The sequence below is a fragment of the Kutzneria buriramensis genome (assembly GCF_003387475.1).
Classification (GTDB): Bacteria; Actinomycetota; Actinomycetes; order Mycobacteriales; family Pseudonocardiaceae; genus Kutzneria; species Kutzneria buriramensis.
Genome location: NZ_QUNO01000019.1, coordinates 39,078 through 60,775 on the forward strand (window position 1 = coordinate 39,078; position 21,698 = coordinate 60,775).

The 21,698-nt window shown below is 70.5% G+C and carries 17 protein-coding genes; 12 read left to right on the top strand and 5 right to left on the bottom strand.

Annotated features, from left to right (window positions below; all coding sequences use genetic code 11):
* Positions 1-30: 30 nt before the first annotated feature.
* A complete protein-coding gene (locus BCF44_RS42395; RefSeq protein ID WP_246016131.1) occupies positions 31-789 on the bottom strand; it encodes a glycoside hydrolase family 75 protein in 759 nt (252 codons plus the stop codon).
* 156 nt (positions 790-945) lie between these two features.
* A complete protein-coding gene (locus tag BCF44_RS42400) occupies positions 946-1,290 on the bottom strand; it encodes an iron chaperone (protein WP_116180327.1) in 345 nt (114 codons plus the stop codon).
* A gap of 218 nt (positions 1,291-1,508) precedes the next feature.
* Here BCF44_RS42400 and BCF44_RS42405 point away from each other — a divergent pair, with 218 nt between their 5' ends.
* The 11 genes from BCF44_RS42405 (at position 1,509) to BCF44_RS42455 (ending at position 14,515) form a co-directional block, all read left to right on the top strand.
* Entirely contained in the window at positions 1,509-2,543 is a 1,035-nt protein-coding gene (locus BCF44_RS42405; protein WP_170218052.1) for a LacI family DNA-binding transcriptional regulator, read from the top strand.
* 93 nt (positions 2,544-2,636) lie between these two features.
* Positions 2,637-3,917, top strand: a complete 1,281-nt coding sequence (locus BCF44_RS42410; protein ID WP_246016132.1) for a sugar ABC transporter substrate-binding protein — start codon at positions 2,637-2,639, stop codon at positions 3,915-3,917.
* Positions 3,918-3,974: 57 nt separating this feature from the next.
* Entirely contained in the window at positions 3,975-4,928 is a 954-nt protein-coding gene (locus tag BCF44_RS42415; RefSeq protein WP_116180176.1) for a carbohydrate ABC transporter permease, read from the top strand.
* Positions 4,929-4,931: 3 nt separating this feature from the next.
* The gene (locus tag BCF44_RS42420; protein WP_116180177.1) at positions 4,932-5,837 is read left to right on the top strand and encodes a carbohydrate ABC transporter permease; all 906 of its coding nucleotides are present in this window, start codon (positions 4,932-4,934) and stop codon (positions 5,835-5,837) included.
* An 86-nt stretch (positions 5,838-5,923) separates the two neighbouring features.
* Positions 5,924-6,874 carry a glycoside hydrolase family protein gene (locus BCF44_RS42425; RefSeq protein WP_116180178.1) on the top strand — a complete coding sequence of 317 codons (951 nt, stop codon included), beginning with the start codon at positions 5,924-5,926 and terminating at the stop codon, positions 6,872-6,874.
* A 24-nt stretch (positions 6,875-6,898) separates the two neighbouring features.
* Entirely contained in the window at positions 6,899-8,905 is a 2,007-nt protein-coding gene (locus tag BCF44_RS42430) for a glycoside hydrolase family 32 protein (RefSeq protein ID WP_116180179.1), read from the top strand.
* 473 nt (positions 8,906-9,378) lie between these two features.
* The gene (locus tag BCF44_RS42435) at positions 9,379-9,819 is read left to right on the top strand and encodes a chromo domain-containing protein (RefSeq protein WP_116180180.1); all 441 of its coding nucleotides are present in this window, start codon (positions 9,379-9,381) and stop codon (positions 9,817-9,819) included.
* A gap of 23 nt (positions 9,820-9,842) precedes the next feature.
* Positions 9,843-10,307: a hypothetical protein gene (locus tag BCF44_RS42440; RefSeq protein ID WP_116180181.1), complete on the top strand. Its 465-nt coding sequence runs from the start codon at positions 9,843-9,845 to the stop codon at positions 10,305-10,307.
* Between the two features lie 22 nt (positions 10,308-10,329).
* Complete coding sequence (locus tag BCF44_RS42445) at positions 10,330-11,202, top strand: peptidoglycan-binding protein (RefSeq protein ID WP_246016133.1); 873 nt, start codon at positions 10,330-10,332, stop codon at positions 11,200-11,202.
* Positions 11,203-11,247: 45 nt separating this feature from the next.
* Positions 11,248-12,069, top strand: coding sequence for a CHAP domain-containing protein (locus tag BCF44_RS56090; protein WP_246016134.1), 822 nt, complete (start codon positions 11,248-11,250; stop codon positions 12,067-12,069).
* A 163-nt stretch (positions 12,070-12,232) separates the two neighbouring features.
* On the top strand, positions 12,233-14,515 hold the full coding sequence (locus BCF44_RS42455; RefSeq protein ID WP_116180182.1) for a helix-turn-helix domain-containing protein: 2,283 nt from the start codon (positions 12,233-12,235) through the stop codon (positions 14,513-14,515).
* Here BCF44_RS42455 and BCF44_RS59015 read toward each other — a convergent pair.
* The 3 genes from BCF44_RS59015 to BCF44_RS42470 all read right to left on the bottom strand — a co-directional run bounded on the left by BCF44_RS59015 (position 14,418) and on the right by BCF44_RS42470 (position 17,042).
* Positions 14,418-15,686: an MbnB/TglH/ChrH family RiPP precursor modification enzyme gene (locus tag BCF44_RS59015; RefSeq protein WP_116180330.1), complete on the bottom strand. Its 1,269-nt coding sequence runs from the start codon at positions 15,684-15,686 to the stop codon at positions 14,418-14,420. The two genes, BCF44_RS42455 and BCF44_RS59015, sit on opposite strands and share 98 nt — an antisense overlap.
* Positions 15,683-16,543, bottom strand: a complete 861-nt coding sequence (locus BCF44_RS42465; RefSeq protein ID WP_116180183.1) for a TIGR04222 domain-containing membrane protein — start codon at positions 16,541-16,543, stop codon at positions 15,683-15,685. The genes BCF44_RS59015 and BCF44_RS42465 overlap by 4 nt, the downstream gene beginning before the upstream one ends.
* Positions 16,544-16,619: 76 nt before the next feature.
* Positions 16,620-17,042: a hypothetical protein gene (locus BCF44_RS42470; protein WP_147328844.1), complete on the bottom strand. Its 423-nt coding sequence runs from the start codon at positions 17,040-17,042 to the stop codon at positions 16,620-16,622.
* Between the two features lie 169 nt (positions 17,043-17,211).
* On the opposite strand from BCF44_RS42470, the gene BCF44_RS42475 reads away from it, so the two are divergent.
* Positions 17,212-21,690, top strand: coding sequence for a serine/threonine-protein kinase (locus BCF44_RS42475; RefSeq protein ID WP_281283208.1), 4,479 nt, complete (start codon positions 17,212-17,214; stop codon positions 21,688-21,690).
* Positions 21,691-21,698: the final 8 nt, after the last annotated feature.

The window sequence follows — 21,698 nt, forward strand, 5'->3', positions numbered from 1 at the left end:
GCTGGTGATCGCGTTCAGCCTCGCATGGACTTACAGGTGCATGCTCGCGCCGAGGGTGTCCAGGGCCTTCTGGACCATGGCCTGGGCGTTGGCGTTGAGGTTGGCGTTGGAGCCGTTGACGACCCACTGCGAGCCGGACAGGATCACGACGGTCACGCCGTTGTCGACGCCGCCGCTGGTGCCGCTGCTGTTGATGCCGAGCAGCGCGGCTGCCTTGACCGACGCCTCGCCCAGCTCGCGCGAGTCGTTCTGGGAGGTGGTCTGGTCGTTACCGGTCTGCGTGTCGCCGAAGATCGCGCCGATGACCTTGCTCTTGTAGAACATCAGTGCGAACTGCCGGCCCTTGATGCCGTGCTCCTTGTAGAAGAAGTGCGGGCACGGGCTCTTGCGGTCCCAGCAGTCGTCGCCCAGGACGTAGAACGGCACGTGGTGCGCAGCGAGCTGCTTGCCGTTGCTGTCCTGGAACGTCGTCTGGTCCTGGTGGTCCGGATCCGAGTCGGGGTCGCTGCCGTCGTCGTCCACGGCCAGGCTGGAGCTGTATGCGTAGACGCCCGAGGTCACCTGGTAGACGTTGACGTTCTGGGCCCGCGTCATGGTGTTGATGTGGGGCTTGGTGTTGACCTTGTTCGCGGTCGTGCTGTTCTTTTTCACGCCGGCCAGCACCTGGGCCGCCGTGAACGACGCCGGAGCGTTCGGGGACTGAGCGGCCTCGGCCGAGTCGCCGACCGTGGTGGCAGTGTTCACGGTGGCGGCGGCGGACCTGACAGCGAGCGGCGTGGCAAGCGCCATGGCCGCAGCGGCTACCACCGCTATGCGCGTGCGGGCTGATGACATGTGCAGGGCCTCCACAATCGTTAGGAAGGTTTCCTAACGCATTAGAGCACCAGTGGCGACCCGTGTCACGTGATCAAACTTTAGGAAAATTTGAGGTGGGCGGCGATCCGGTCACGCGCCGAGGCTGGTCCTCGCCAGCTCGCGCAGCTCATCGTCGGTGACATCGGCGGCGTCCTCGGGACGCAGCCGGATGGTCCCCTTGGCCGCCCGCGCGCCGGGGTGGCGGTCGAGGAACCCCTCGTCCCGCCACCCGTAGAGCGACACACCGTGCTTCCACACGCCGATGTGCAGCCGCCGCTTGCCGACGCGGAACGTCGGCATGCCGTAGGAGAGGACGACCTCGGCGTCGGGCCGGGCCTCGAGCACGAGCCGGTGGACGCGGTCGAACAGCGCCCGGTGCTGGGCCGGGATGGCCTCGATGTAGTCCTGCACGGTCGCCGGCGCCACGATCGTCATGGTGGCCTCGGGGAACTGGTCTCGCAATCGCAGCCGCAGCCGAGGGTTCCATCGCCTCGCGGACTGGCAGCAACCGGAAGAGGCTTCGTCGAGGTCGCCGTGAGTCGATGGCTGCTCGGCGCCTGCCGACCCTTGACGGGTGAACTACCGGCCTGCATACGCGCTTAACCTCAAGTTAATCGATTAAACAGCCGGGAGCCCGGAAGGAGGGCGCCGCGATGGCCAGAGTCCGGATGTCCGACGTGGCGGCCCGTGCCGGGGTCTCGACGGCGACGGTGTCGATGGTCCTCAACGGGGTGAACAGCACGCGCATCTCCCCACAGACCCAGCAGCGGGTGCGCGAGGCGGCCGAGGCGGTCGGCTACGAGCCGAACTCCGTGGCCCGAAGCCTCAGAACCCAGCAGACGCGGCTGGTCGGCCTGATCTCTGACACGATCGCGACCACGCCGTTCGCCGGGCGGATGCTGGCCGGGGCCAACGACGTTGCGCGCGAACACGGGCGCCTGGTGATCCTGACCGACACCGAGGGCGATGTCGGGGCCGAGCGGCAGGCGCTGCAGGCACTGAGCGGGCAGCAGGTCGACGCCATGATCTACGCGTGCATGTGGCACCGCGTGGTCGAGGTGCCGGAGGGGCTGCCCGAGGACGCGGTCCTGCTCGACTGCGCGCCGGCGTCGGCGGACCGGGCCGCGGTCGTTCCGGACGAGCGGGCGGGCGGGATGGCGGCGGTACGCGAGCTGGTGGCCGCCGGGCACCGCCGGATCGCGTTCCTGGACGCGGAGGAACGGTTCGATCTCGTCGCCTCACGGCTGCGGCACGAGGGGTATCTCCAGGTCCTCGCCGAGGCGGGGATCGAGCCGGATCCCTTCCTGCACGCCAGGGCCGAGCCGGTGGCGGGCGGCGGACGGGAAGCGGCCCGGCGGCTGCTGGACCTGCCGGCGAGCCGGCGCCCCACGGCGATGTTCTGCTTCAACGACCGCATGGCGATGGGCGCCTACGCGGCCGCGCACCAGCGCGGCCTGTCGGTTCCCGGCGATCTGTCCGTCGTCGGCTACGACGACCAGCAGCTGGTCGCGGCCGAGCTCGATCCGCCGCTGACGACGGTCGCGCTCCCGCACTACGAGATGGGCCGGTGGGCGATGGAGGTCGCCCTCGGACTGCGCCGGGCGGACCCGGCGGCCCCGCATCTCATGCCGTGCCCGATCGTTCGACGGGCCTCGGTGGGCCCGCCGCCGGCCCAGTTTGGCGACTGAACCGGCGGCGGATCTCTGCACTCACATGGCAGTTGGCGCTGCCATCCAGCACGGAGGCGACGGCCGGTCGCGCTCCGAGAAAGAGACTCCACGGTGAAGCGCAAGTCCCTCTCGATCATAGTAGCGGCCGGCCTGTCCGCGGCGCTCGCGCTCGGCGGCTGCGCCCGCGCGAGCCAGGACTCGGCCGGAGCCCCCGGCGAGATCACGATGTGGACGCACTCGGCCGGCAATCCCGGCGAGTTGGCTGTGTACAAGCAGATCATCGCCGACTTCAACGCATCCCAGCACCAGTACAAGATCGTCCAACAGAACTTCCCGCAGGGCTCCTACAACGACGCGATCACCGCGGCGGCCGCCGCGCACAAGCTGCCCTGTCTGCTGGACATGGACGGCCCGGTGATGCCGAACTGGGCCTGGGCGGGCTACCTCCAGCCGCTGGGCCTACCGGACAGCCTGATCAACTCCCTGCTGCCCACCACCGTCGGCCGCTACAGGAACACCGTCTACTCGGCCGGCTACTGGGACGCGGCGCTGTCGATCTTCGCCCGCAGGTCGGTGCTGGACAAGAACAACATCAGGATCCCCACCGTCGACAAGCCGTGGACGCTGGACGAGTTCGACGCGGCCGTCACCACCCTGAAGGCGAACGGCTACGCCACTCCGCTGGACCTGGGCGCCGCCGACACGGGGGAGTGGTGGTCGTACGCGTACTCGCCGATGCTCCAGAGCGCCGGCGGCGACCTGATCAACCGCGGCACGATGAAGTCCGCCGACGGCGCGCTGAACGGCCCGGACGCGGTGACGTTCTTCACCTGGTTCCAGCAGGCGTTCACGAACAAGTGGGCTGACAACTCCGGCCCGGTCGGCAACCAGCGCTTCATCGACAACAAGGTGGCGCTGAGCTATACCGGCGTGTGGAATGCCAAGGATGCGCTGGCCGCCGTCGGCGGCGACCTGCTGATCCTGCCCCCGGTGGACTTCGGCAAGGGGCCGAAGATCGGCGGCGGCTCCTGGCAGTGGGGCATCTCGGCGGGCTGCCCGAACGCCGACGGGGCCCGCGCGTACCTGAAGTTCAGCTTCCAGGACTCCTACCTCACGGCCTTCGCCGACAGCCAGGTCGTCATCCCGAGCACCGCCTCGGCCGCGGCGGCGTCGAAGTACTTCAGCGACACCGGCGCGTTGCACCAGTTCGCGGTGCTGTCGCAGAAGTTCGCGCTGGCCCGGCCGGCCACGCCCGGCTACCCGGTGATCTCCTCGACCTTCGAGAAGGCGGCCAAGGACATCATGAACGGCGCCGAGGTGAAGTCCACGCTGGACACCGCCGTGCAGGCGATCGACACCGACATCAAGTCGCAGAACAACTACGGCTTCTAGACCGTCCTTCCCCGCCCGGCGGCGACGCCGGGCGGGCCGAGAGGGAAGGCTCCTCCCATGACGGCGATCTCCCCGCCGGACACCCGCGCGGTCGGCGCGGCCGCGAGTTCCTTCCCGCGCCGCAGGATCCGCGCCGACCTGCGCTCCGAACGCCGGGCCGGCTGGGCCATGGTCGCCCCCGCCGTGCTGCTGCTGGCGGCGTTCCTGATCGTCCCGGTGCTCCTCGGCTTCGTCCTGTCGTTCACCAACGCCCGGCTGGTCTCGCCGGAACCGGTCGGCTTCGCCGGCCTCGACAACTTCGTCCGGGCGTTCACCGCCGACCCGACCTTCGTCCGCTCGCTGCTGAACACGTTCTGCTTCGCCGCCGTCGTGGTGCCGGTGCAGGCCGGGTTCGGGCTGGTGCTGGCCATCCTGGTGAACCAGAAGATCCGTGGCGCGGTCGCGTTCCGGGTCATCTTCTTCATCCCGGTGGTGACCTCGATCGTCGTGGTGTCGATCCTGTGGAAGTTCATGTACCAGCGGGACGGGCTGGTCAACTCGTTCATCGACTCGATCACCTTCGGCGCCTGGCGGGGCACCGCCTGGCTGGACAACCCGAGCACCGCGCTGGCCGCGATCATCGTGTTGTCCGTCTGGCAGGCGGTCGGCTTCCACATGCTGATCTGGCTGTCCGGGCTCCAGACCATCCCCGAGGAGCTGTACGAGGCTGCGCGCATCGACGGCGCCGGCGCCTGGCGGCAGTTCCGCGACGTGACGTGGCCGTGCCTACGCCCGACCCGGGTGTTCGTGCTGATCACCATCACCATCGCCGCGCTCGGCCTGTTCGTGCAGGTCGACGTGATGACCCAGGGCGGCCCCGTGGACGCCACCTCGACGCTGGTCTACCACGCCGTCCGGATGGGCTACCACCAGCAGCAGATCGGCTACGGCTCGGCGCTGTCGCTGGTGTTCTTCGTGCTGGTGCTCGTCGTCGCGCTGGTGCAGCGCTTCCTGACCCGAGACAAGGACTGAGCCATGGCCGCACACGTGGTCGAGGCGGGTGAGCGGGTGCTGCGCCGCCGCCGGCGCGTCTGGATCTACCTCGTGCTGGTCGGACTCGCCGTGTTCTTCCTGTTCCCACTGGTGTTCATGTTCGTCTCCAGCCTCAAGCCCGACGGCCAGATCCTGTCCGACCTCGGCGGTTGGCGGGCGTTCCTGCCGCTGGGCGACATCAGCCTGCGCAACTACGCCGGGGTGTTCGACCGGGTCCCGGTCGGACGGTTCCTGCTCAACTCGGTGATCGTCACGGTGGCGATCGTCGGCGCCGGGCTGGTGGTGAACTCCATGGCCGGCTTCGCGATCTCCCGGCTGCGCTGGACCGGCCGGGGCGTCGTGCTCAGCGTCGTCATCGCCACGCTGATCGTGCCGTTCGAGACCATCGCGGTGCCGATGGTCTACTGGGTCTCGCAGCTGCCGACCCTGGTGTTCCAGCACGGTCAGGTCGAGTACGACTTCGGTTGGCTGGACTCCTATCAGGTGCAGATCATCCCGTTCATCGCCAACGGCTTCTCGATATTCCTGTTCGCCCAGTACTTCTCGACCATCCCGACCGCGATCGACGAGGCGGCCCGGATCGACGGCGCGGGCTGGTTCACCATCTACCGCAGGATCGCCGTGCCGCTGTCCGGGCCGGCGTTCGCCACCGTCGCCATCCTCACGTTCCTGCCGGCCTGGAACCAGTACCTGTGGCCGAGCATGGTCGTGCAGGACGAGAACCTGCGGCCGGTCATGGTCGGCATGCAGTACTTCTTCCAGGACAACACCGCCTGGGGCGAAGTCATGGCGTACACCTCGATGATCACGCTGCCGGTGCTCGTGGTGTTCCTCGCCTTCCAACGCGCTTTCGTCAGCAGCGTCGCCGCCAGCGGCGTCAAGGGATAACGCCCCGCACCTTCTCGACGTGATCACCGTCGCCGGGCGCCGGTGTCGGTTCGCCGTGCCTGCCGACCTTTCCGAAAGGCTCGTGGATGTTCTCGCTGCCCGATTCCTGGGTCTGGGACTTCTGGTTCGCCGACGACGGCGACCGGTATCACCTGTTCTTCCTGTACGCCTCGCGCGCCCTGCACGACCCCGAGGCCCGTCACTACCGCGCGTCGATCGGCCACGCGGTCTCGACCGACCTGGCCGACTGGACCCGGATCGAGGACGCCCTGGTGCGGGCGGACGCCCCGGCGTTCGACGACCTGGCGACGTGGACGGGTTCGGTGGTGCGGCACCCGGACGGGACCTGGTTCCTGTTCTACACCGGCGCGGCGGCCGCCCCGGACGGCAAGAACGTCCAGCGGATCGGCTACGCCACGTCCCAGGACCTGGTGACCTGGCAACGGAATCCGGAGAATCCCGTGCTGGCCGCCGATTCCCGCTGGTACGAGACGCTGGACGTCGGCGTCTGGCACGATGAGGCCTTCCGTGACCCCTGGGTGTTCGCCGACCCGAACGGGGACGGCTGGCACATGCTCATCACCGCCCGCGCCACCGCCGGCGAGCCGTTCGAGCGCGGCGTCGTGGGCCATGCGGTCTCGGCCGATCTGCGGAGCTGGGAACCGCGCCCGCCGCTGACGGCCCCCGGACCGCGGGGATTCGGGCAGCTGGAGGTCACCCAGGTCGAGGTGGTCGACGGCCGGCCGATCCTGGTGTTCTCCTGCCTGGCCGAGCACGCCTCGGTGGACCGGCGGGCGACGGGCACGACCGGTGGCATCTGGGCCGCCCCGGCGGGCGGTCCGCTCGGGCCGTTCGACATCGCGGCGGCCGAGCCCGTCACCGACGACCGCTTCTACAGCGGACGGCTGATCCGCCGCCGGTCCGACGACCGCTGGGTGCTGGTCGCCTTCCACCACCGCGGCGAAGACGGCTTCGTCGGTGTCATCAGCGATCCCATGCCGGTGGCGTGGGACGGCAAACGCCTCAGTGTTGTGTAGTTCTCCTCAGTTCCGGAGGTTGGCATGAGCTCAAAGACGAGCGGGCCTCGACTATTGCGGACGGTGCTCGTGGTCGCCCTCGCGGCGACCGTGGTGGCCACGGGCGTGTTCGGTCCCGGCGGCGCCACTGCGGCGTCGTCGGCGACCACGTATCGCGCCCAGTACCACTTCACGGTGCCCGACCACTGGAAGAATGATCCCCAGCGGCCGGTCTACGTCGACGGTAAGTACAACTACTACTACCTGTACGACGCCGACTATCCGACCCAGGTCGGCACCGCCTGGCGGCTCGCGACGAGCACCGACGGGGTCGCCTTCGCCGATCAGGGCGTCGCCGCGCCGAAGAAGACGAACGCGAACTACGACCTCTGGTCCGGGTCGACGGTCGTGGACACCAGGAACACGGCCGGTTTCGGCACCGGCGCGGTGGTCCAACTGGTCACGCAGATGGACCACCCGAGCGCCGCGCAGATCGCGAACGGCTCCGGGCCGCAGGCGCAGTTCCTGTGGTACTCGATCGACGGCGGCCGGACGTTCCGGCCCTACGGCGACACGCCGGTGATCCCCAACGGCGGCCGCGGCGCCTTCCGGGACCCGAAGGTCGTCTGGGACGCCGCGCGCGGCCGGTGGGTCGCGGCGATCACCGAAGGCGACCGGATCGGGTTGTTCACCTCGCCGGACCTGAAGACGTGGACGCAACGGTCGGACTTCGTGACCAGCTACGGCACGCTGGAATGCCCGGACCTGTTCCAGATCCGCGCCGATGACGGCACCACGCACTGGGTGCTGGGCCTGAGCGCCAACGGGATGTCGGCTGGGATGCCCAATACCTACGCGTACTGGACCGGTTCCTTCGACGGGGCCAAGTTCACCGCCGACTCGGCCACGCCGCAGTGGCTGGACCAGGGCTTCGACTGGTACGCCGGCGTCACGTGGGAGGATCCGGCCGCGCCGCTGGACCGGCGGTTCGGGATGGCGTGGATGAACAACTGGGCGTACGCGGACACCACGCCGACCTGGGCCGCGGACGGCTTCAACGGCACCGACTCGATCGTCCGGCGGATCACCCTGAAGCGCTACGCGGACAGGTACGCGCTGGCCTCTCGGCCGACGCCCGCCCTGGCCTCCCGCACCGCCTCCGTGACCAACCTCGGCACCATCCAGGTCAACGGCGGCCCGGTGCCGCTGGCCTACCACGGCACCGCGTACGAGCTGGACACCGACGTCAGCTGGACCCAACTGGACAACATCGGGTTGCAGCTGCGGGCGTCCGCCGACGGGACGCGCCATGCCGACGTCGGCATCTACCACGACTACAGCTACCTGAACCGGCGGCAGACCGGCGAGCCCGACACCTCCGGGGCGCGGGGCGAGAGCCACGCGCCGTGGAATCCGGCCAAGACCAGCGCGCACCTGCGGATCCTGGTCGACCGCACCACGATCGAGGTGTTCGTGGACGACGGGCGGTACGTGCATTCCAGCGAGGTGTTCGCCGACCCGTCCGACACCGGCATCAACCTCTACACCAGCGGCGGCAGCGGCACGTTCGCCAACACCACGATCACCGAGTTCCAGAACCTGGCTCAGCGCCCGGCCGAGCTGATCTCCGGGTTCGAAGGCACTTCCTACGACCCGGGCTGGACCACCACCGGCAGCCTCGCGGGCACCGGGCCGTCGGTCGAGCACCTGCCCGGCATGGTCGGCAATGCCGTGCTGGACACGTCCGCCGGCGGCGGCGACCCGGCCACCGGCACGATCACCTCACCGACGTTCACCCTGGGCCGCAACCGCCTGCACTTCCTGGTCGCCGGCGGAAACCATCCGCACGGCCGGCACGGGGAGACCTCGATCAACCTGGTCGTGAACGGCGCCGTGGTGCGGACGGCGACCGGCGACGACACCGGGGTGCTCAAACCCGTCGACTGGGATGTCAGCCAACTCCAGGGGCAGAGCGCCCAGGTGCAGGTCATCGACCAGGCGACCGGCAGGTGGGGGCACATCGTGGTCGACCAGGTGCTGCTGAGCGACTGAGCGGAGCGACTGGTGCGAGGACAGGGCTTTTCGTCCTCGCACCAGTTTTTTTATGCCCCGATCCGGGCGGGATCGCATTTTCGGGCGAACGAGTTCCTGTTGGGTCGAATTCGCCTTCGGCGGCCTCCCGGTCGCGTGCCGGCACGCGGCGAACACGCGAAAAGAGGCCTGGGCCCGCAGCCGGATCCGGCGTCGGAGCGGCGATGCTCCTCGCGGCGTCGGCGGCCCGCCGAGCGGACGCCACCGGGAAAGACGTGCTGGTCACCATGCGAACGCCAGGCGAACGTCAAGCTGTCGTCATGGAGGTTTCGATCCGCGGCCGACAGGATGTTGTCCAACGGCAGGCGGAGAGCAGGGACCCATTGCCTCTCGCCGGCAAAAGGAGACAACCCGGCTCGTCGCCTGATTTACGTCGGCAGGAAGTGGCCGCGGAAGTCGGGTACTGCCCCCATTTTCAGAACGAAGGTGACCACATGTCCAGAATCGCCAAGATGGCCGCCGTCGCGGCCCTCTCCGTGCCCGTCCTCATCGGCGCCGCCGGAACCGCGCAGGCCTCGACCCCGTCCGGCTGCTCCAGCGTCACCCAGATCGGCAGCACCGCGTACCTCACCGTCGGCGGCCAGACCATGGCCTCGGTGAAGCAGTACAAGGGCTGCGGCAAGAACTACGCCTACCTGTATGTCTGGGAGGGCTACCGGTCCACCCACAGCAGCTGGAACGCGTGCACGTCCATCGTCACCAACGGCGGACACACCCTCGAGGACGAGAGCTGCGGCAACAGCGGCAACCCCGTCGAGATCTGGTCCTTCGGCGCCTCGACCCTGTCGCAGTGCACCCAGGCTCTGGGATGGAACGGCCTCGGCGACTGGCCCGACCCCGGGGACGCCACCGCCAAGACCGACGTCCGCTGCTGACCTCCACACAGGAACGAGAAGCCATGCAGCGTTCGATTCCGCGCGTCGCCGGCGGACTGGCCGCGCTCGCCCTCGCCGTGACGCCGATGATCGCGGCGGCCGCACCGGCCTCCGCGACCACGATCAGCTCCTGCTCCGACGCGTACCAGGTGGGCAGCACCAAGGTGGTGCCCGACGAGCACGGGCAGTCGGCCATGTCCATCAAGCAGTACTGGTCGCCGCGCTGTCAGGAGAACTTCGCCTACGCCTACGTCTGGCAGTCCTTCCGCAACAGCCACCCCGGCACCTGGACCATCTCGCTGGGTGAGATCTGGGTGCAGTCGCCCGGCGTGGAGACGAACCCCGTTTCCATGAGCTACACCGACACCCGGCAGGCGGAGGCCTGGTCGCCCGGCTTCGCCGGTGGTGGCCGCTGCACCTACGCCGAGGCCGCCCTCCTCTACGGCTCCTACGCCACCGACGGTCGCACCGACCAGCGGTGCGGCTGACAAGAACGGACAGAAACACCGCATGAAGACGATGACGATGACCCGGCGCGCCCTCACGGGGGTGCTCGCGACCTTCGCCGTCCTGGGCTCCCTGGGGCTGAGCGCGACGCAGGCGTCAGCCGTGACGCCGCACGCGGCCCAGACCGCCGCGCTGCCCGTCGTTGACATGGAAGCCGTCGTCAAGGCGGCCCAGATCGACCCTCGGCGCGCCGACAACACGTTGACCCCGGGCGCCAAGGACTCCGTGCTGGCCGTCGAGCAGGCGCTCCAGGCCCGCAACCTGCTGGACGCCCGCTGGGTCGACGGCTACTTCGGCACCACGACCATCACGGCGTACGCGGCCTTCCAGCGTTCGCTCGGGTACACCGGTCTGGCCGCGAACGGGCTGCCCGGCGCGACCTCGCTGACCGCGCTCGGGCAGGGCCGGTTCACCGTCACCCGCGTGATCGGGCCGGGCGCGAAGCTCCAGCGCGACGGGTACACCATCAACACCCGCACCCAGGCGATGCTCACCGAGACCGAACGCCTGCTGGGCTTCAAGCTGGTGCTGTCGCAGGGTTCCTACAACCCCGGCGGCGACCCGACCTCGGCCGGCACCCACGACGGCGGCGGTGTCGTGGACATCAACATCGACGGCATGTCCGCCACCACCCGCACCGCCGTCGCCAAGGCACTGCGCCAGGTCGGCTTCGCGGCCTGGGTCCGCAACCCGACGCAGGGCGACTGGCCGTGGCACATCCACGCGGCGGCGATCAGCGACACCGACCTGTCGACCCAGGCCCAGAACCAGACCGGTGACTACTACCTGGGCTTCAACGGCCTGGCCAACCACGGCGCCGACGACGGGCCCCGGATCCCGATCCAGACGTGGGAGGAGTACCAGCGCACGCACTGACCGGACGACACCACGATCACTGACACTTCACGGAAAAGGGACACTGTGAAAAACGCACGCATGATGGTCACCGTCGCCGGCGCCGCGCTGGCCCTGGTCGCCCCCCTCCTGGCCGCCACCGCCTCGCCCGCGTTCGCCGCGAGCCGGGACGGGTCCTGCGACAGCGGAGAGTTCTGCTACTACTACAACAGCAACGAGGCCGGCTCGGTCTCCGACTTCACCGGCTCGATCAGCGACCTCGGCGCGACCCAGCCGACCTGCTACGAGTTCAAGGGCGCCGGCGCCGGCCAGGGCCTGTGCGTGAAGAACAACGCGGCGTCGGTGTGGAACCGCACCGGGTACACGGTTCGGGTCTACTTCAACAGCGACTTCGGCGGCCACAGCCAGGACTTCGCGCCCGGCGCGAAGGGCAACCTCGACGCCACGCTGAAGAACAACAACGCCAGCCACCAGTTCATCACCGGTGGCGGCGGCGGCTCGCAGACCCCCGTCAACGACTACGACGGCAACGCCCGCGGCTTCGCGCAGGACAACTGCACCGCCTTCGCGGCGTACCGGATCGCCAGCCGGCTCGGCGTCTCCAACTTCAGCAACTCCTACGGCGGCGTCACCTGGGGCGACGCCGGCAACTGGGACAACGCCGCCCGCGCCGTCGGCGTCCGGGTCGACACCACCCCGACCGTCGGCTCCATCGCCGTCAACGACGTCCACAAGGTCGGCCACGTCGCCTACGTCAACGCGGTCCACTCCGACGGCTCGTTCGACGTCGAGGAGTACAACTGGAACAACCCGCTCGCCTATGGCACCCGCAAGAACGTGCACGTGAGCAGCGCCCAGGCCGACTTCCAGTGGATGCTCCACTTCTGATCGGCAGGTGAACCGCCCTCGGGGCGCCGGTGGTCCGCACCGGCGCCCCGAGCGGCTCGCCCTCCCCGCTGGACGGGAGGCGGTTGAACCGGCACAGGCCTCTGACCGACAATGGTCCGACTGGCCTGTGCCGTTTCGGCGGCTGACCGTTCCAGGGGGAGGAATGGGCGGTAACGCCTTCGGCGAGCTTCTGCGCGACTGCCGGCTGTCGGTCGGCTGGACGCAGGACGAACTGGCCAGCCGGTCAGGGGTGTCCGCCCACTCGATCAGCGTGCTGGAGGCGGGGCGGCGACAGCCCCGGCTCTCCTCGGTGAGCCAGCTCGCCGAGGCCCTCGGACTCGACCCGGGCCGCCGTGAACAGCTGCTCGCGGCGGCGCGCACGGTCGCCACCCCGGCCGCGCTGATCCCGTCCCCGGAACCGGCCCCGCCGGCCGCCGCCCGGTCGAACGTGGCCGCACCCCGGCAGCTGCCGGCCGCGGTGGCCGGCTTCACCGGCCGGGCGTCCCAGCTCAAGGAGCTCACCAGCCTGCTGGATCGCAACGGCGCCGTGGTGATCTCGACGATCAGCGGCACCGCGGGCGTCGGGAAGACGGCCCTGGCCGTGCACTGGTCGCACGAGGTCGCGGACCGGTTTCCCGACGGGCAGCTCTACGTCAACCTGCGGGGTTTCGACTCCAGCGGCCAGCCGGTCCAGCCCGCCGAGGCGATCCGGGGCTTCCTCGACGCGCTCGGCGTGCCGGCCCAGCAGATCCCGACCGGCCTGGCCGAGCAGGCGGCGCTGTACCGATCCCAGCTGGCCGACCGCCGGATACTGGTGGTGCTGGACAATGCCCGCGACGCCGGCCAGGTCCGGCCGCTGCTGCCGGGCTCGGCCCAGTGCGTGACCGTCGTCACCAGCCGCGACCACCTCGGCGGCCTGATCGTCAGCGAGGGGGCGCAGGCCATCCCCCTGGACCTGATGACCGCCGCCGAGGCCTACGACCTGCTGGCGAGCCGGCTGGGTCCGGAGCGGCTGGCCGCCGAACCGCGGGCCGTCAGCGACCTGATCGAGCTGTGCGCGAGCCTGCCGCTGGCGCTGAGCATCGTTGCCGCGCGAGCCACCCTCACTCCCACGCTGTCGCTGACCGAGCTGGCCGGCCAGCTGCGCGACGTCCGGGATCGGTTGCACGCCCTGGACATCGGCGACACCAGCGTGAACCTCAGCGCGGTGTTCTCCTGGTCGTACCGGACGCTGAGCGCCGGGGCGGCGCGGATGTTCCGGCTGCTGAGCCTGCACCCGGGCCCGGTGATCTCGCTGTCGGCCGCCGCGAGCCTCGTCGGAACCGGCCGCGGCGACGCCCGCGCTGCTCTGGCCGAGCTGACCAGGGCGCAGCTGCTCACCGAACCCGGCGGCGGCCGGTTCGCCTACCACGACCTGCTGCGGGCGTACTCGGAAGGCCAGGCCGGCCAGGAGGAGAGCGAGCCGGCGCGCCGTGCCGCGATGCACCGCATGCTCGATCACTACCTCCACACGGCGCACGCCGCGGCGCTGCTGCTCAACCCGCCCAACGACCAGCTGTCCCTGGCCGAACTCCAGCCGGGCACGTACGTCGACGAACTCGCCGACGACGAGCAGGCATGGCAGTGGTTCACGACCGAGAGCCCGGTGTTCGCGGGAGCCATCGACCGCGCCGCCGGCGCCGGCTTCGACACCCACGCCTGGCAACTCGCCTGTAGCGTGGCCAGCTTCTGTATCCGTGCCGGGCAGTGGACGCAGATGGTCACGACCCACCTCGTCGCGGTCGCCGCGGCCGAACGCGCCGGCGAACCGCACGGACAGACGTGGTCCCTGCGGGAACTGGGCCGGGCGTACATCCGCCTCGGCCGGTATCCCGACGCGCGCACCAGCCTGCTCCGCGCCCTCGAACTGGACGAGCGGCTCGGCGACCTGAGCGGTCAGGCACGCACCTACAACAACCTCGGCATCGTGGCGCACGCGCAGGGCGACCACGCGGAGGCGCTGGAGCACGGCAAGACCGCCTACGCGTTGTTCCACGCGGCCGGACACCGGGCAGGCCAGGCCGACGCGCTGAACGCGATCGGCTGGATGCAGACGCAGCTGGGCCAGCACGCCGAGGCGCTGGACTCCTGCGGGCAAGCGCTCGAACTGCACCGCGCGGTCGGCAGTCGGCACGGCGAGGCCGACACGTGGGACAGCCTCGGCTACGCCCACCACAACCTCGGCGAGCACCAGCGGGCCGTCGCCTGCTACCACAACGCCCTGGACCTGTACGAGAAGCTGGGCGCTCGCCATCCGCAGGCCGACACCCTGATGCGCCTCGGCGAGACGTACCAGGACGCGGGTGACTTCACCGCCGCCCATCAGGTCTGGCAGCGAGCTCTGCCCATCCTCGATGGTCTGCACCACCCCGACGCGGACGTCGTCCGCGCGCTGCTGGCGGAGTAGCCAGATAGGACAGGAAGGCGGCGACGTCGGCGGACGCGCCGCCGGGCGGTTTGGGCCGGGATTCGGCGTAGTCGGCGAACAGCGGGCCGAGGCGGTCGCCGAGCTCGGCGGCGACGGCGGGCGCGTGGCGGGCGACCGCGTGGGATCGCTTGCGGACCAACGCGGATCGGGCGACGCCGAGTCGGTCGGCGTCGAAGCGCGGTGGCGGCTCGGTCAGCCCTACCAACGCTTCGGCCAGCAGGGACTGCATCGCCGCCAGGTCGCGCCGAAGGGCCGGTGCGACGGACGGGCCCGGCCGGTGGGGTGATCGCACCGGGTGGTGCGGCATGGTGGCGCGTGGCGCGCCGGCGGTGGGTGGTTCTCGACCGACGGCGGTCCTGATGGCGGCCAGTTCGGCGGAAAGTGTTGCCGCGGCGGGAAAGTTGCCGTCGCGCTCCAGCATCACCGCCGGCAATGCCGTGCGGTGGGCGAGTTCGGTCAGCAGCGTCAGGATCGGCTCGGACACCGGCGAGGTGTGCGTGTCGTGCCACACCCCGTCCCGTAACTCGCCGCCGGCCACGTGCACGTACGCGATCCGGTCCAGCGGCAGCGCGTCCAGCGCGGCGATCGGATCGGCGCCGAAGTTGATGGCGGAGCTGACCAGGTTCGCGACGTCCAGCAGCAGCCGTGCGCCGGTGTGGTCGAGGATCTCGGCGAGGAACTGGGCCTCGGTCAGCTCGTCGTCCGGCCACGCCACCACGGCGGCGATGTTCTCCAGGGCCACTGGCACGCCGAGGAAGTCCTGCGCGATGCGGACGTTCTCGGAGATCACGTCCACACTGGCGGGAGTGCGGGGTACCGGCAGCAGGTGCCCGGCCTCGCGGCCGTCCGCGCGGACGAACGCGATGTGCTCGCTGACCAGAGGGGCGTCCAGCGCGGCCGCGCAAGCCCCGAGATGGGCGAGGCGGCCCGGTGCGGGCCGCTGTGCACCACCGAGTGACAGGGAGACACCATGCGGCACAACGGGAATTCCTCGTGCCCGCAGGAGGCGGAGCGATTCGGGAAGGCGTTGGGGCCGAATGCCTTCCGCGATCACCTCGACGAATTCCACTCCTGGCAGCCGTTCGATGGTGAGGTCGATCTCCGGCCGCCAGCCGATGCCGACGGCCGGCCCGGGGCTGGGTGTCGTCATCCGCCGCATCCGCCCCCGCAGCCACCACCACATCCGCCGCCGCAACCGTCACCGCCGTCACCGCCGGTTCCGCTGGCCGGGCCGGTCATCAACGCCTGGCGCAGGTCGAGGTCCGGGACGGCCCCGAGGCCGAGTACCGCGATCGCCAGCAGTCCCGGCGACGAGGCCGTGAGATAGTCGGCCTGCGGTGACGCGGCGTACTCGTGGTCCGCACGTGCGAGGCGCAGGTACCGGCGGCCGCCGGCCGAGGGGCGTTCTGTGATGACCAGCTCGATGACCACCATGGCCAGGACCGCGAACCCGCTGACGATGAGCAGGAAGACCAGGAAGCCGACGGGCCGGTCCAGGAGGGCGCCGTTGATCGCCCGCACCAGCCCGATGACCCACACCGCGACGGGCAGCAGCAAGGCCAGCCGGTACGGCAGCAGGCGCCAGCCCGTGACCAGCAGCCCGCTGGACAGCAGTTCATCACGGATCGCACGGATCGACGGGGCGTCGCGCAGTTCCCGGCGCACCGCTGCCGACCGCTGTCCGGCCGTGCCCACCGAGCGGTGAACCGCCAACTCGATCAGGTCGCGCACGGTGGCATCGGCCGCCGCGCTGAGTTCGCCCGTCCGGTTGACCAGAAGTGAGCCGCGGAGGGCGAGTGCGGCGATCGCGGTGTCCACCACCCGATCGGATCCGTCGGCCAGATAGGCGGCTCGATACGCGTCCAGTCGGACATCGGCACCGAGCGCGCTCGAGCCGGGCCGGTACAGCGGCGGCACAACAGTGTAGTTCAGGACCACCGCGACGACGAAACCCACTATGTAGAGCCAGATGAACTCAGGTCCGGAGATTCCCCACGGATCACCCATGTCCTCACCCCACGTCGAGCTCGATGACCACTGTGGACGGTCGGGATGCGTCCACAGTGGAGTTGTTGCGGCCCGGTCAGTCCCGGAAGGGGCCGTACTCGTACCAGTTCCGCACGTCGCTCTTGTTCAGCATGCCGATGACGGCGATGCCGACCCCGATGCCGATGAACCCGGTCAACGAGCCGGCGACCAGGTTGACGACACCGCTCAGGATGAGGAGCGCCTGGATGGTGATGACGGTGGGCCGGACCCAGGGCTGTGGGCGCACGGTGCAGGCGATGCACAGCACCAGCAGCACGGCCAGTGCCAGGCTGAGGTAGCCGACGAGGTAGTCCAGGCCCGTGCCGCTGCCGCCGTCCTGGCTCAGGCTGGAGACGACCACCCAACCGACGAATCCGTTGCCGAGCACTTGCAGGACCAGGACGGCCAGCACGCCTCGGAGACGGCCGGGCATGGACACGCGGTGCGCGTCTGCTGGTTCACCGGCGAGTTGACTCATGGCGCCACTCCTTCGTGATTCCCGTTTCGTCGTCATGTTCGGGGCGGCCGTCGATCGCGGGCTAGTGGAAACTTCCGGCGCTGTCGCGGCCGAGTGGCCGTCGGCAGCGCGGCTGATCACGGGTACTCTGTGCCCCCGGATTTGCGCCGACGGTCTGGTGGGGTGGGCGATGGTGTCCGGTGCGGGGAGCTCGGCGGGGACGTCCGAATCAGCGGAGTTCGGGCCGTATCGCCTGGTGGCACTGATCGGCCGGGGTGGCATGGGGCTGGTCCATCGGGCCCACGACACCAGGCACGACCGGACCGTCGCGCTCAAGCGGCTGCCGGTGTCGGCGGCCGAGCACGAGTTCCGCAACAGGTTCCGGCGCGAGGCCCGGATCGTGGCGAACCTACAGCACCCGAACGTGGTCCCGGTCAACGACTTCGGCGAGATCGACGGGCAGCTGTTCCTGGACATGATGCTGGTGCAGGGGACCGATCTGCGCCGCGCGCTGGGCGCCGGGACGATCGGTCCGGAGCAGGCGCTGCTCGTGCTCACTCAGGTGGCCCAGGCGCTGGACGCGGCGCACGCGAACGGGTTGGTCCATCGGGACGTCAAGCCGTCCAATGTCCTGATCGACGGCGACGGGCACGCCTATCTGGCCGATTTCGGCATCGCCAGGGACATGGCGGCGGAGGCGACCGCGCTGACCGGGTCGGGCGAATTGATCGGCTCATGGGACTACATGGCGCCGGAGCGGCTGTCCGGCGGCCCGGTCGACGGCCGGGCGGACCAGTATTCGCTGGCGTGTGTGCTGTTCGAGTGCCTGACCGGGCGGTTGCCGCACCCTGAAGTCGACCCGGCGGCCAAGGTGGCCGCACACCTGCTGCGGCCGCCGCCGGCGCCGTCGGTGTTCGCCCCGACCGTCACTCCGGAACTGGACGCGGTGGTGCTGCGTGGTCTGTCGAAGGATCCCGCGCGCCGCTTCCCGTCCGTGACCGAGCTGATGGCTGCCGCGCAGTCCGCGGCGTACGCGGGCGAGACGCGGCGAGAGGCAGCCCCGACGCTGGCCGGACCGGCGGCGCGGGAACGTGACCAGAGTCGGCTGGTACGGGCGATTCTGCGGTCCACGGCCGTGCGCGAGCCGACGCCGCCGGCACCGGACGCCGATCCGCCGCCCTGTCCATACCCCGGGTTGCGCGAGTTCGGCAGCGCGGACGCGGCGTGGTTCCACGGTCGCGCGCACGTGGTCACGGATCTGTTGGTGCGCTTGGCCGAACAGCTCGACACCGGGGAACCGGTGGTGCTGTTCGGCGCGTCCGGCGCTGGCAAGTCGTCGGTGCTGCTCGCCGGTCTGCTGCCCGCGTTGGCCAGCGCGGACGCGCCGGAACACGCCGCGTGGCCGCAGATCGTGCTGACCCCGGGCGCCGACCCGATCGGCAGCCTGGCCGCCGCCCTCGCCGCACGGACCGCCGTCGACGCCACCGAATGGATCCGGGTGATCCGGGAGGAGCCGTCCCGGCTCGGCGCGATGTGCGCCCAGGCCGTCGGGGACGACGCGGTCCACCCGGTGATCGTGGTCGACCAGTTCGAGGAACTGTTCACCCACGGCGCCCCGGAGCCGGACCGGCTGGCGTTCGCCACGGCGGTCGCCAGCGCGCGTCCGGTGCTGGTCGTGCTGGCGGTGCGGGCGGATCTGGTCGAACGCTGCATCGAACTGGCCCCACTGGTGCCGGCGCTGAACTCGCCGGTGCTGTTGGGGCCCATGGACGTCGTCGCGTTGCGACAGGTGATCGTGGCGCCGGCTCGGGACGTCGGCGTGGACGTCGAGCCGGGCCTGCCCGAGCGGCTGATCGCCGACCTGGGGGTGCGGGGCGAGTCCGGCTACGACCCCGGCGCGCTGCCCCGGCTGGCGCACGTCCTGCGGGAGACCTGGAACCGCAGCGACGGCCGGACCCTGACGGTGGCCGCGTACCGGGAAGCGGGCGGCATCGACGGGTCGGTGGCCCGCACGGCCGAGGAGATCTACACCCAGCTGGACCCGGCCGCCCGGGCGGCGTTGCGGTCGATGGTGCTGCGGCTGGCGACCGTGTCCGACGACGGCGGTGTCGTGCGACGCCGTGTGGACCCGGGCGATCTCGTTGCCGCGGAAGGACATCCGGCGGTGCTGGACCGGCTGATCGCGGCCCGGCTGGTGACGGTGGACGAGTCCGGGGCACGGTTGGCCCACGAGGCGCTGTTGTCGGCGTGGCCGCGGCTGCGGGACTGGATCGACGAGGACCGCGCCGGGCTGAGCCAGTACCGCCGGTTCGGCGAGGCCGTCCGGGCCTGGACGGAGTCCGGCGAGCAGGCCGACGACCTCTACCGCGGAGTGCGGCTGGCCACGCTGAACGCCTGGCTGGAGTCGACCGGCGACCGGATGCGGCTGCCGACCGCCGAGCACGACTTCCTGGCCAGGTCGAACGCGGCCGAGCGGACCGGCATCGCGGCGGCTCGACGGCGGACCCGGCGACTGCGCGTGCTGGTGGCGGCGTTGTCGGTGCTGCTGGTCGTCGCGTCGGTGGCGATCGTCGTGGCCACCCGGCTGCGCCAGGACGCGCTGGATCAGAGCCAGCTCAGCCTGTCCCGGCAGCTGGCCGCGGAGTCGGCCCTGGCCAGGGGCGTCGATCCGGTGGGGGAGGGGCTGACCGCGCTCAGCGCCTGGCAGGCCGGACAGACGGTCGAGGCGCGCAGCGCGTTGCTGAACGCCCAGCAGGACAACTTCCGAGGGGAGCTCCTGGGCCACACGGCCATCGCGACCTCGGTCGCGGTCAGCGCCAACGGGCGGATCGCGGCCAGCGGCAGCCAGGACGGCACACTGCGGCTGTGGGACGTCCCGAACCGACGCGCCCTGGCCACCCTGGCCACCGGCGGCGGGTGGTACCACTCGGTCTCGCTGTCCGCCGACGGCCGGCTGCTGGCCGCGCTCGACATCGATCAGCGGTCGGCGAGCCTGTGGGACGTCGCCCGCCGCGTGAAGGTGTTCACCGCTCCCGACAAGTCCTCCGGCACGGCGGTCTCGCCCGACGGCCGGATGTTCGCCGTCTCGACCGAGGGCGGCCTGGTGATCCGCGACACGAGTTCGTTCGCACAACTCGCCGTGCTCCCGGTGGGAGCGTCGACCGTCGTGAGGTTCGGCCCGGACAGTCGGATGATCGCCGTGGACGACGCCAACCACGACATCGACGTGTACCGGCTGTCCGACGCGACGTTACTCGCCACCCTCACCGGGGCCACCAGCCTCATCACGTCGCTCGACTTCGACCGGACCGGCTCCCTGTTGGTCAGCAGCACGTCCTCGGGGCCGGTTCTACTGTGGAACACCAGTAGCTGGACCCAACAGCGGACACTTCAGATGCCGGACGGTTCGGTCGCGGTCACGGCGCGGCTGTCCCCGGACGGCCAGTTGGTCGTGGCCGGCGGTGAGGGGACCGACGTGCAGGTGTGGGACGCCGGCACCGGCCAGCTGCTGCAGGCCCTGCCGCTGCCGACCCAGACGGGCATGGTCGCCCTCGCGCTGAGCGGCGACGGGCACACCCTGTTGGGCGCCAGCGAGAGCGGCCCGGTCATCGTGTGGTCGCTGGGCCGGACGACGCTCGCGTCCGAGGACGGCGCCGTCACCGCGGTGGCGTTCCAGCCCCACGGTCGACTCCTGGCGACCGGCACCGGCGCCGGTTCGGTCCGCCTGTGGGACACCACCACCGATGACCTGGTTCGGAACCTGCCGACCCACCAGAGCGCCGTGCTGTCCATCGCGTTCAGCCCGGACGGCCGCGAACTCGCGACGGCCGACGACAGCGGAACCCTGATCCTCCGGGACTCGGCGACCGGCGCCGAGCTCCACCGGTACGCCGGGTCCGGCGGCGGTTTCCACAGCCTCGCGTTCAGCCCGGACGGCACGACGATCGCGGTGGCCGTCCGGGCGTCGGACAGCGGCACGCCGGATGACAACGAAGTGCTGCTGCTCAAGGCGGTGGATCTGACCGTGCGCGCACGGCACGCCACCGCCCAGGAACCGCACAACAGCGTGCCCAACGCGAAAGCCGCCGGCAGCAACGACCCGAACGAGGTCGCGTTCAGCCCGGACGGCCGCACGCTGGCGGTCGCGTTGTCCGGGGGCCGGATCGGGCTGTGGAACATGGTCCATCCGGACGCCGCGTGGACCACGCTTGGTGGGCACGACGACATCGCCGACACTGTGGCGTTCAGTCCGGACGGCACGATCCTGGCGTCCGCCGGCGCGGACCGGATGGTGCGACTGTGGCGGGTGTCGGACGGCCAGCAGATCGGCACTCTCACCAGTGCCGTCGTGGTGCGCAAGGTCGCGTTCGACCCGGACGGCACGATCCTGGCCGCCGTCGGTGAGGACTCCGTGGTGCGCATCTGGGACGTGCGCACCCGCCAACCGGTCGACCAACTCGACCGGAGCAGGGACACCCTCAACGATGTCGCGTTCGACGCGACCGGGCAGCGGGTGGCCAGCGCGAGCGTGGACGGCGCCACCCGGATCTGGGACCTGAACCCGGACGACGCCGTGCGGACGATGTGCGGTCTGGTCGACCGCGCCACACTGACGCAGCGGTGGCAGGCCCTCGGACCGGACCATGGGGCTGCGCCCACGTGCCCGTGAACGCGAGG

Bases quoted from the DNA above. Each gene is read 5' to 3' on its own strand.
- BCF44_RS42415 (WP_116180176.1), top strand. From the start codon at position 3,975: ATGACGGCGATCTCCCCGCCGGACACCCGCGCGGTCGGCGCGGCCGCG.
- BCF44_RS42400 (WP_116180327.1), bottom strand. From the start codon at position 1,290: ATGACGATCGTGGCGCCGGCGACCGTGCAGGACTACATCGAGGCCATC.
- BCF44_RS42425 (WP_116180178.1), top strand. From the start codon at position 5,924: ATGTTCTCGCTGCCCGATTCCTGGGTCTGGGACTTCTGGTTCGCCGAC.
- BCF44_RS42445 (WP_246016133.1), top strand. From the start codon at position 10,330: ATGAAGACGATGACGATGACCCGGCGCGCCCTCACGGGGGTGCTCGCG.
- BCF44_RS42440 (WP_116180181.1), top strand. From the start codon at position 9,843: ATGCAGCGTTCGATTCCGCGCGTCGCCGGCGGACTGGCCGCGCTCGCC.
- BCF44_RS42475 (WP_281283208.1), top strand. From the start codon at position 17,212: ATGGTGTCCGGTGCGGGGAGCTCGGCGGGGACGTCCGAATCAGCGGAG.
- BCF44_RS42470 (WP_147328844.1), bottom strand. From the start codon at position 17,042: ATGAGTCAACTCGCCGGTGAACCAGCAGACGCGCACCGCGTGTCCATG.
- BCF44_RS42435 (WP_116180180.1), top strand. From the start codon at position 9,379: ATGTCCAGAATCGCCAAGATGGCCGCCGTCGCGGCCCTCTCCGTGCCC.
- BCF44_RS42420 (WP_116180177.1), top strand. From the start codon at position 4,932: ATGGCCGCACACGTGGTCGAGGCGGGTGAGCGGGTGCTGCGCCGCCGC.
- BCF44_RS59015 (WP_116180330.1), bottom strand. From the start codon at position 15,686: ATGACGACACCCAGCCCCGGGCCGGCCGTCGGCATCGGCTGGCGGCCG.
- BCF44_RS42465 (WP_116180183.1), bottom strand. From the start codon at position 16,543: ATGGGTGATCCGTGGGGAATCTCCGGACCTGAGTTCATCTGGCTCTAC.
- BCF44_RS42455 (WP_116180182.1), top strand. From the start codon at position 12,233: ATGGGCGGTAACGCCTTCGGCGAGCTTCTGCGCGACTGCCGGCTGTCG.
- BCF44_RS42405 (WP_170218052.1), top strand. From the start codon at position 1,509: ATGGCCAGAGTCCGGATGTCCGACGTGGCGGCCCGTGCCGGGGTCTCG.
- BCF44_RS42430 (WP_116180179.1), top strand. From the start codon at position 6,899: ATGAGCTCAAAGACGAGCGGGCCTCGACTATTGCGGACGGTGCTCGTG.
- BCF44_RS42395 (WP_246016131.1), bottom strand. From the start codon at position 789: ATGGCGCTTGCCACGCCGCTCGCTGTCAGGTCCGCCGCCGCCACCGTG.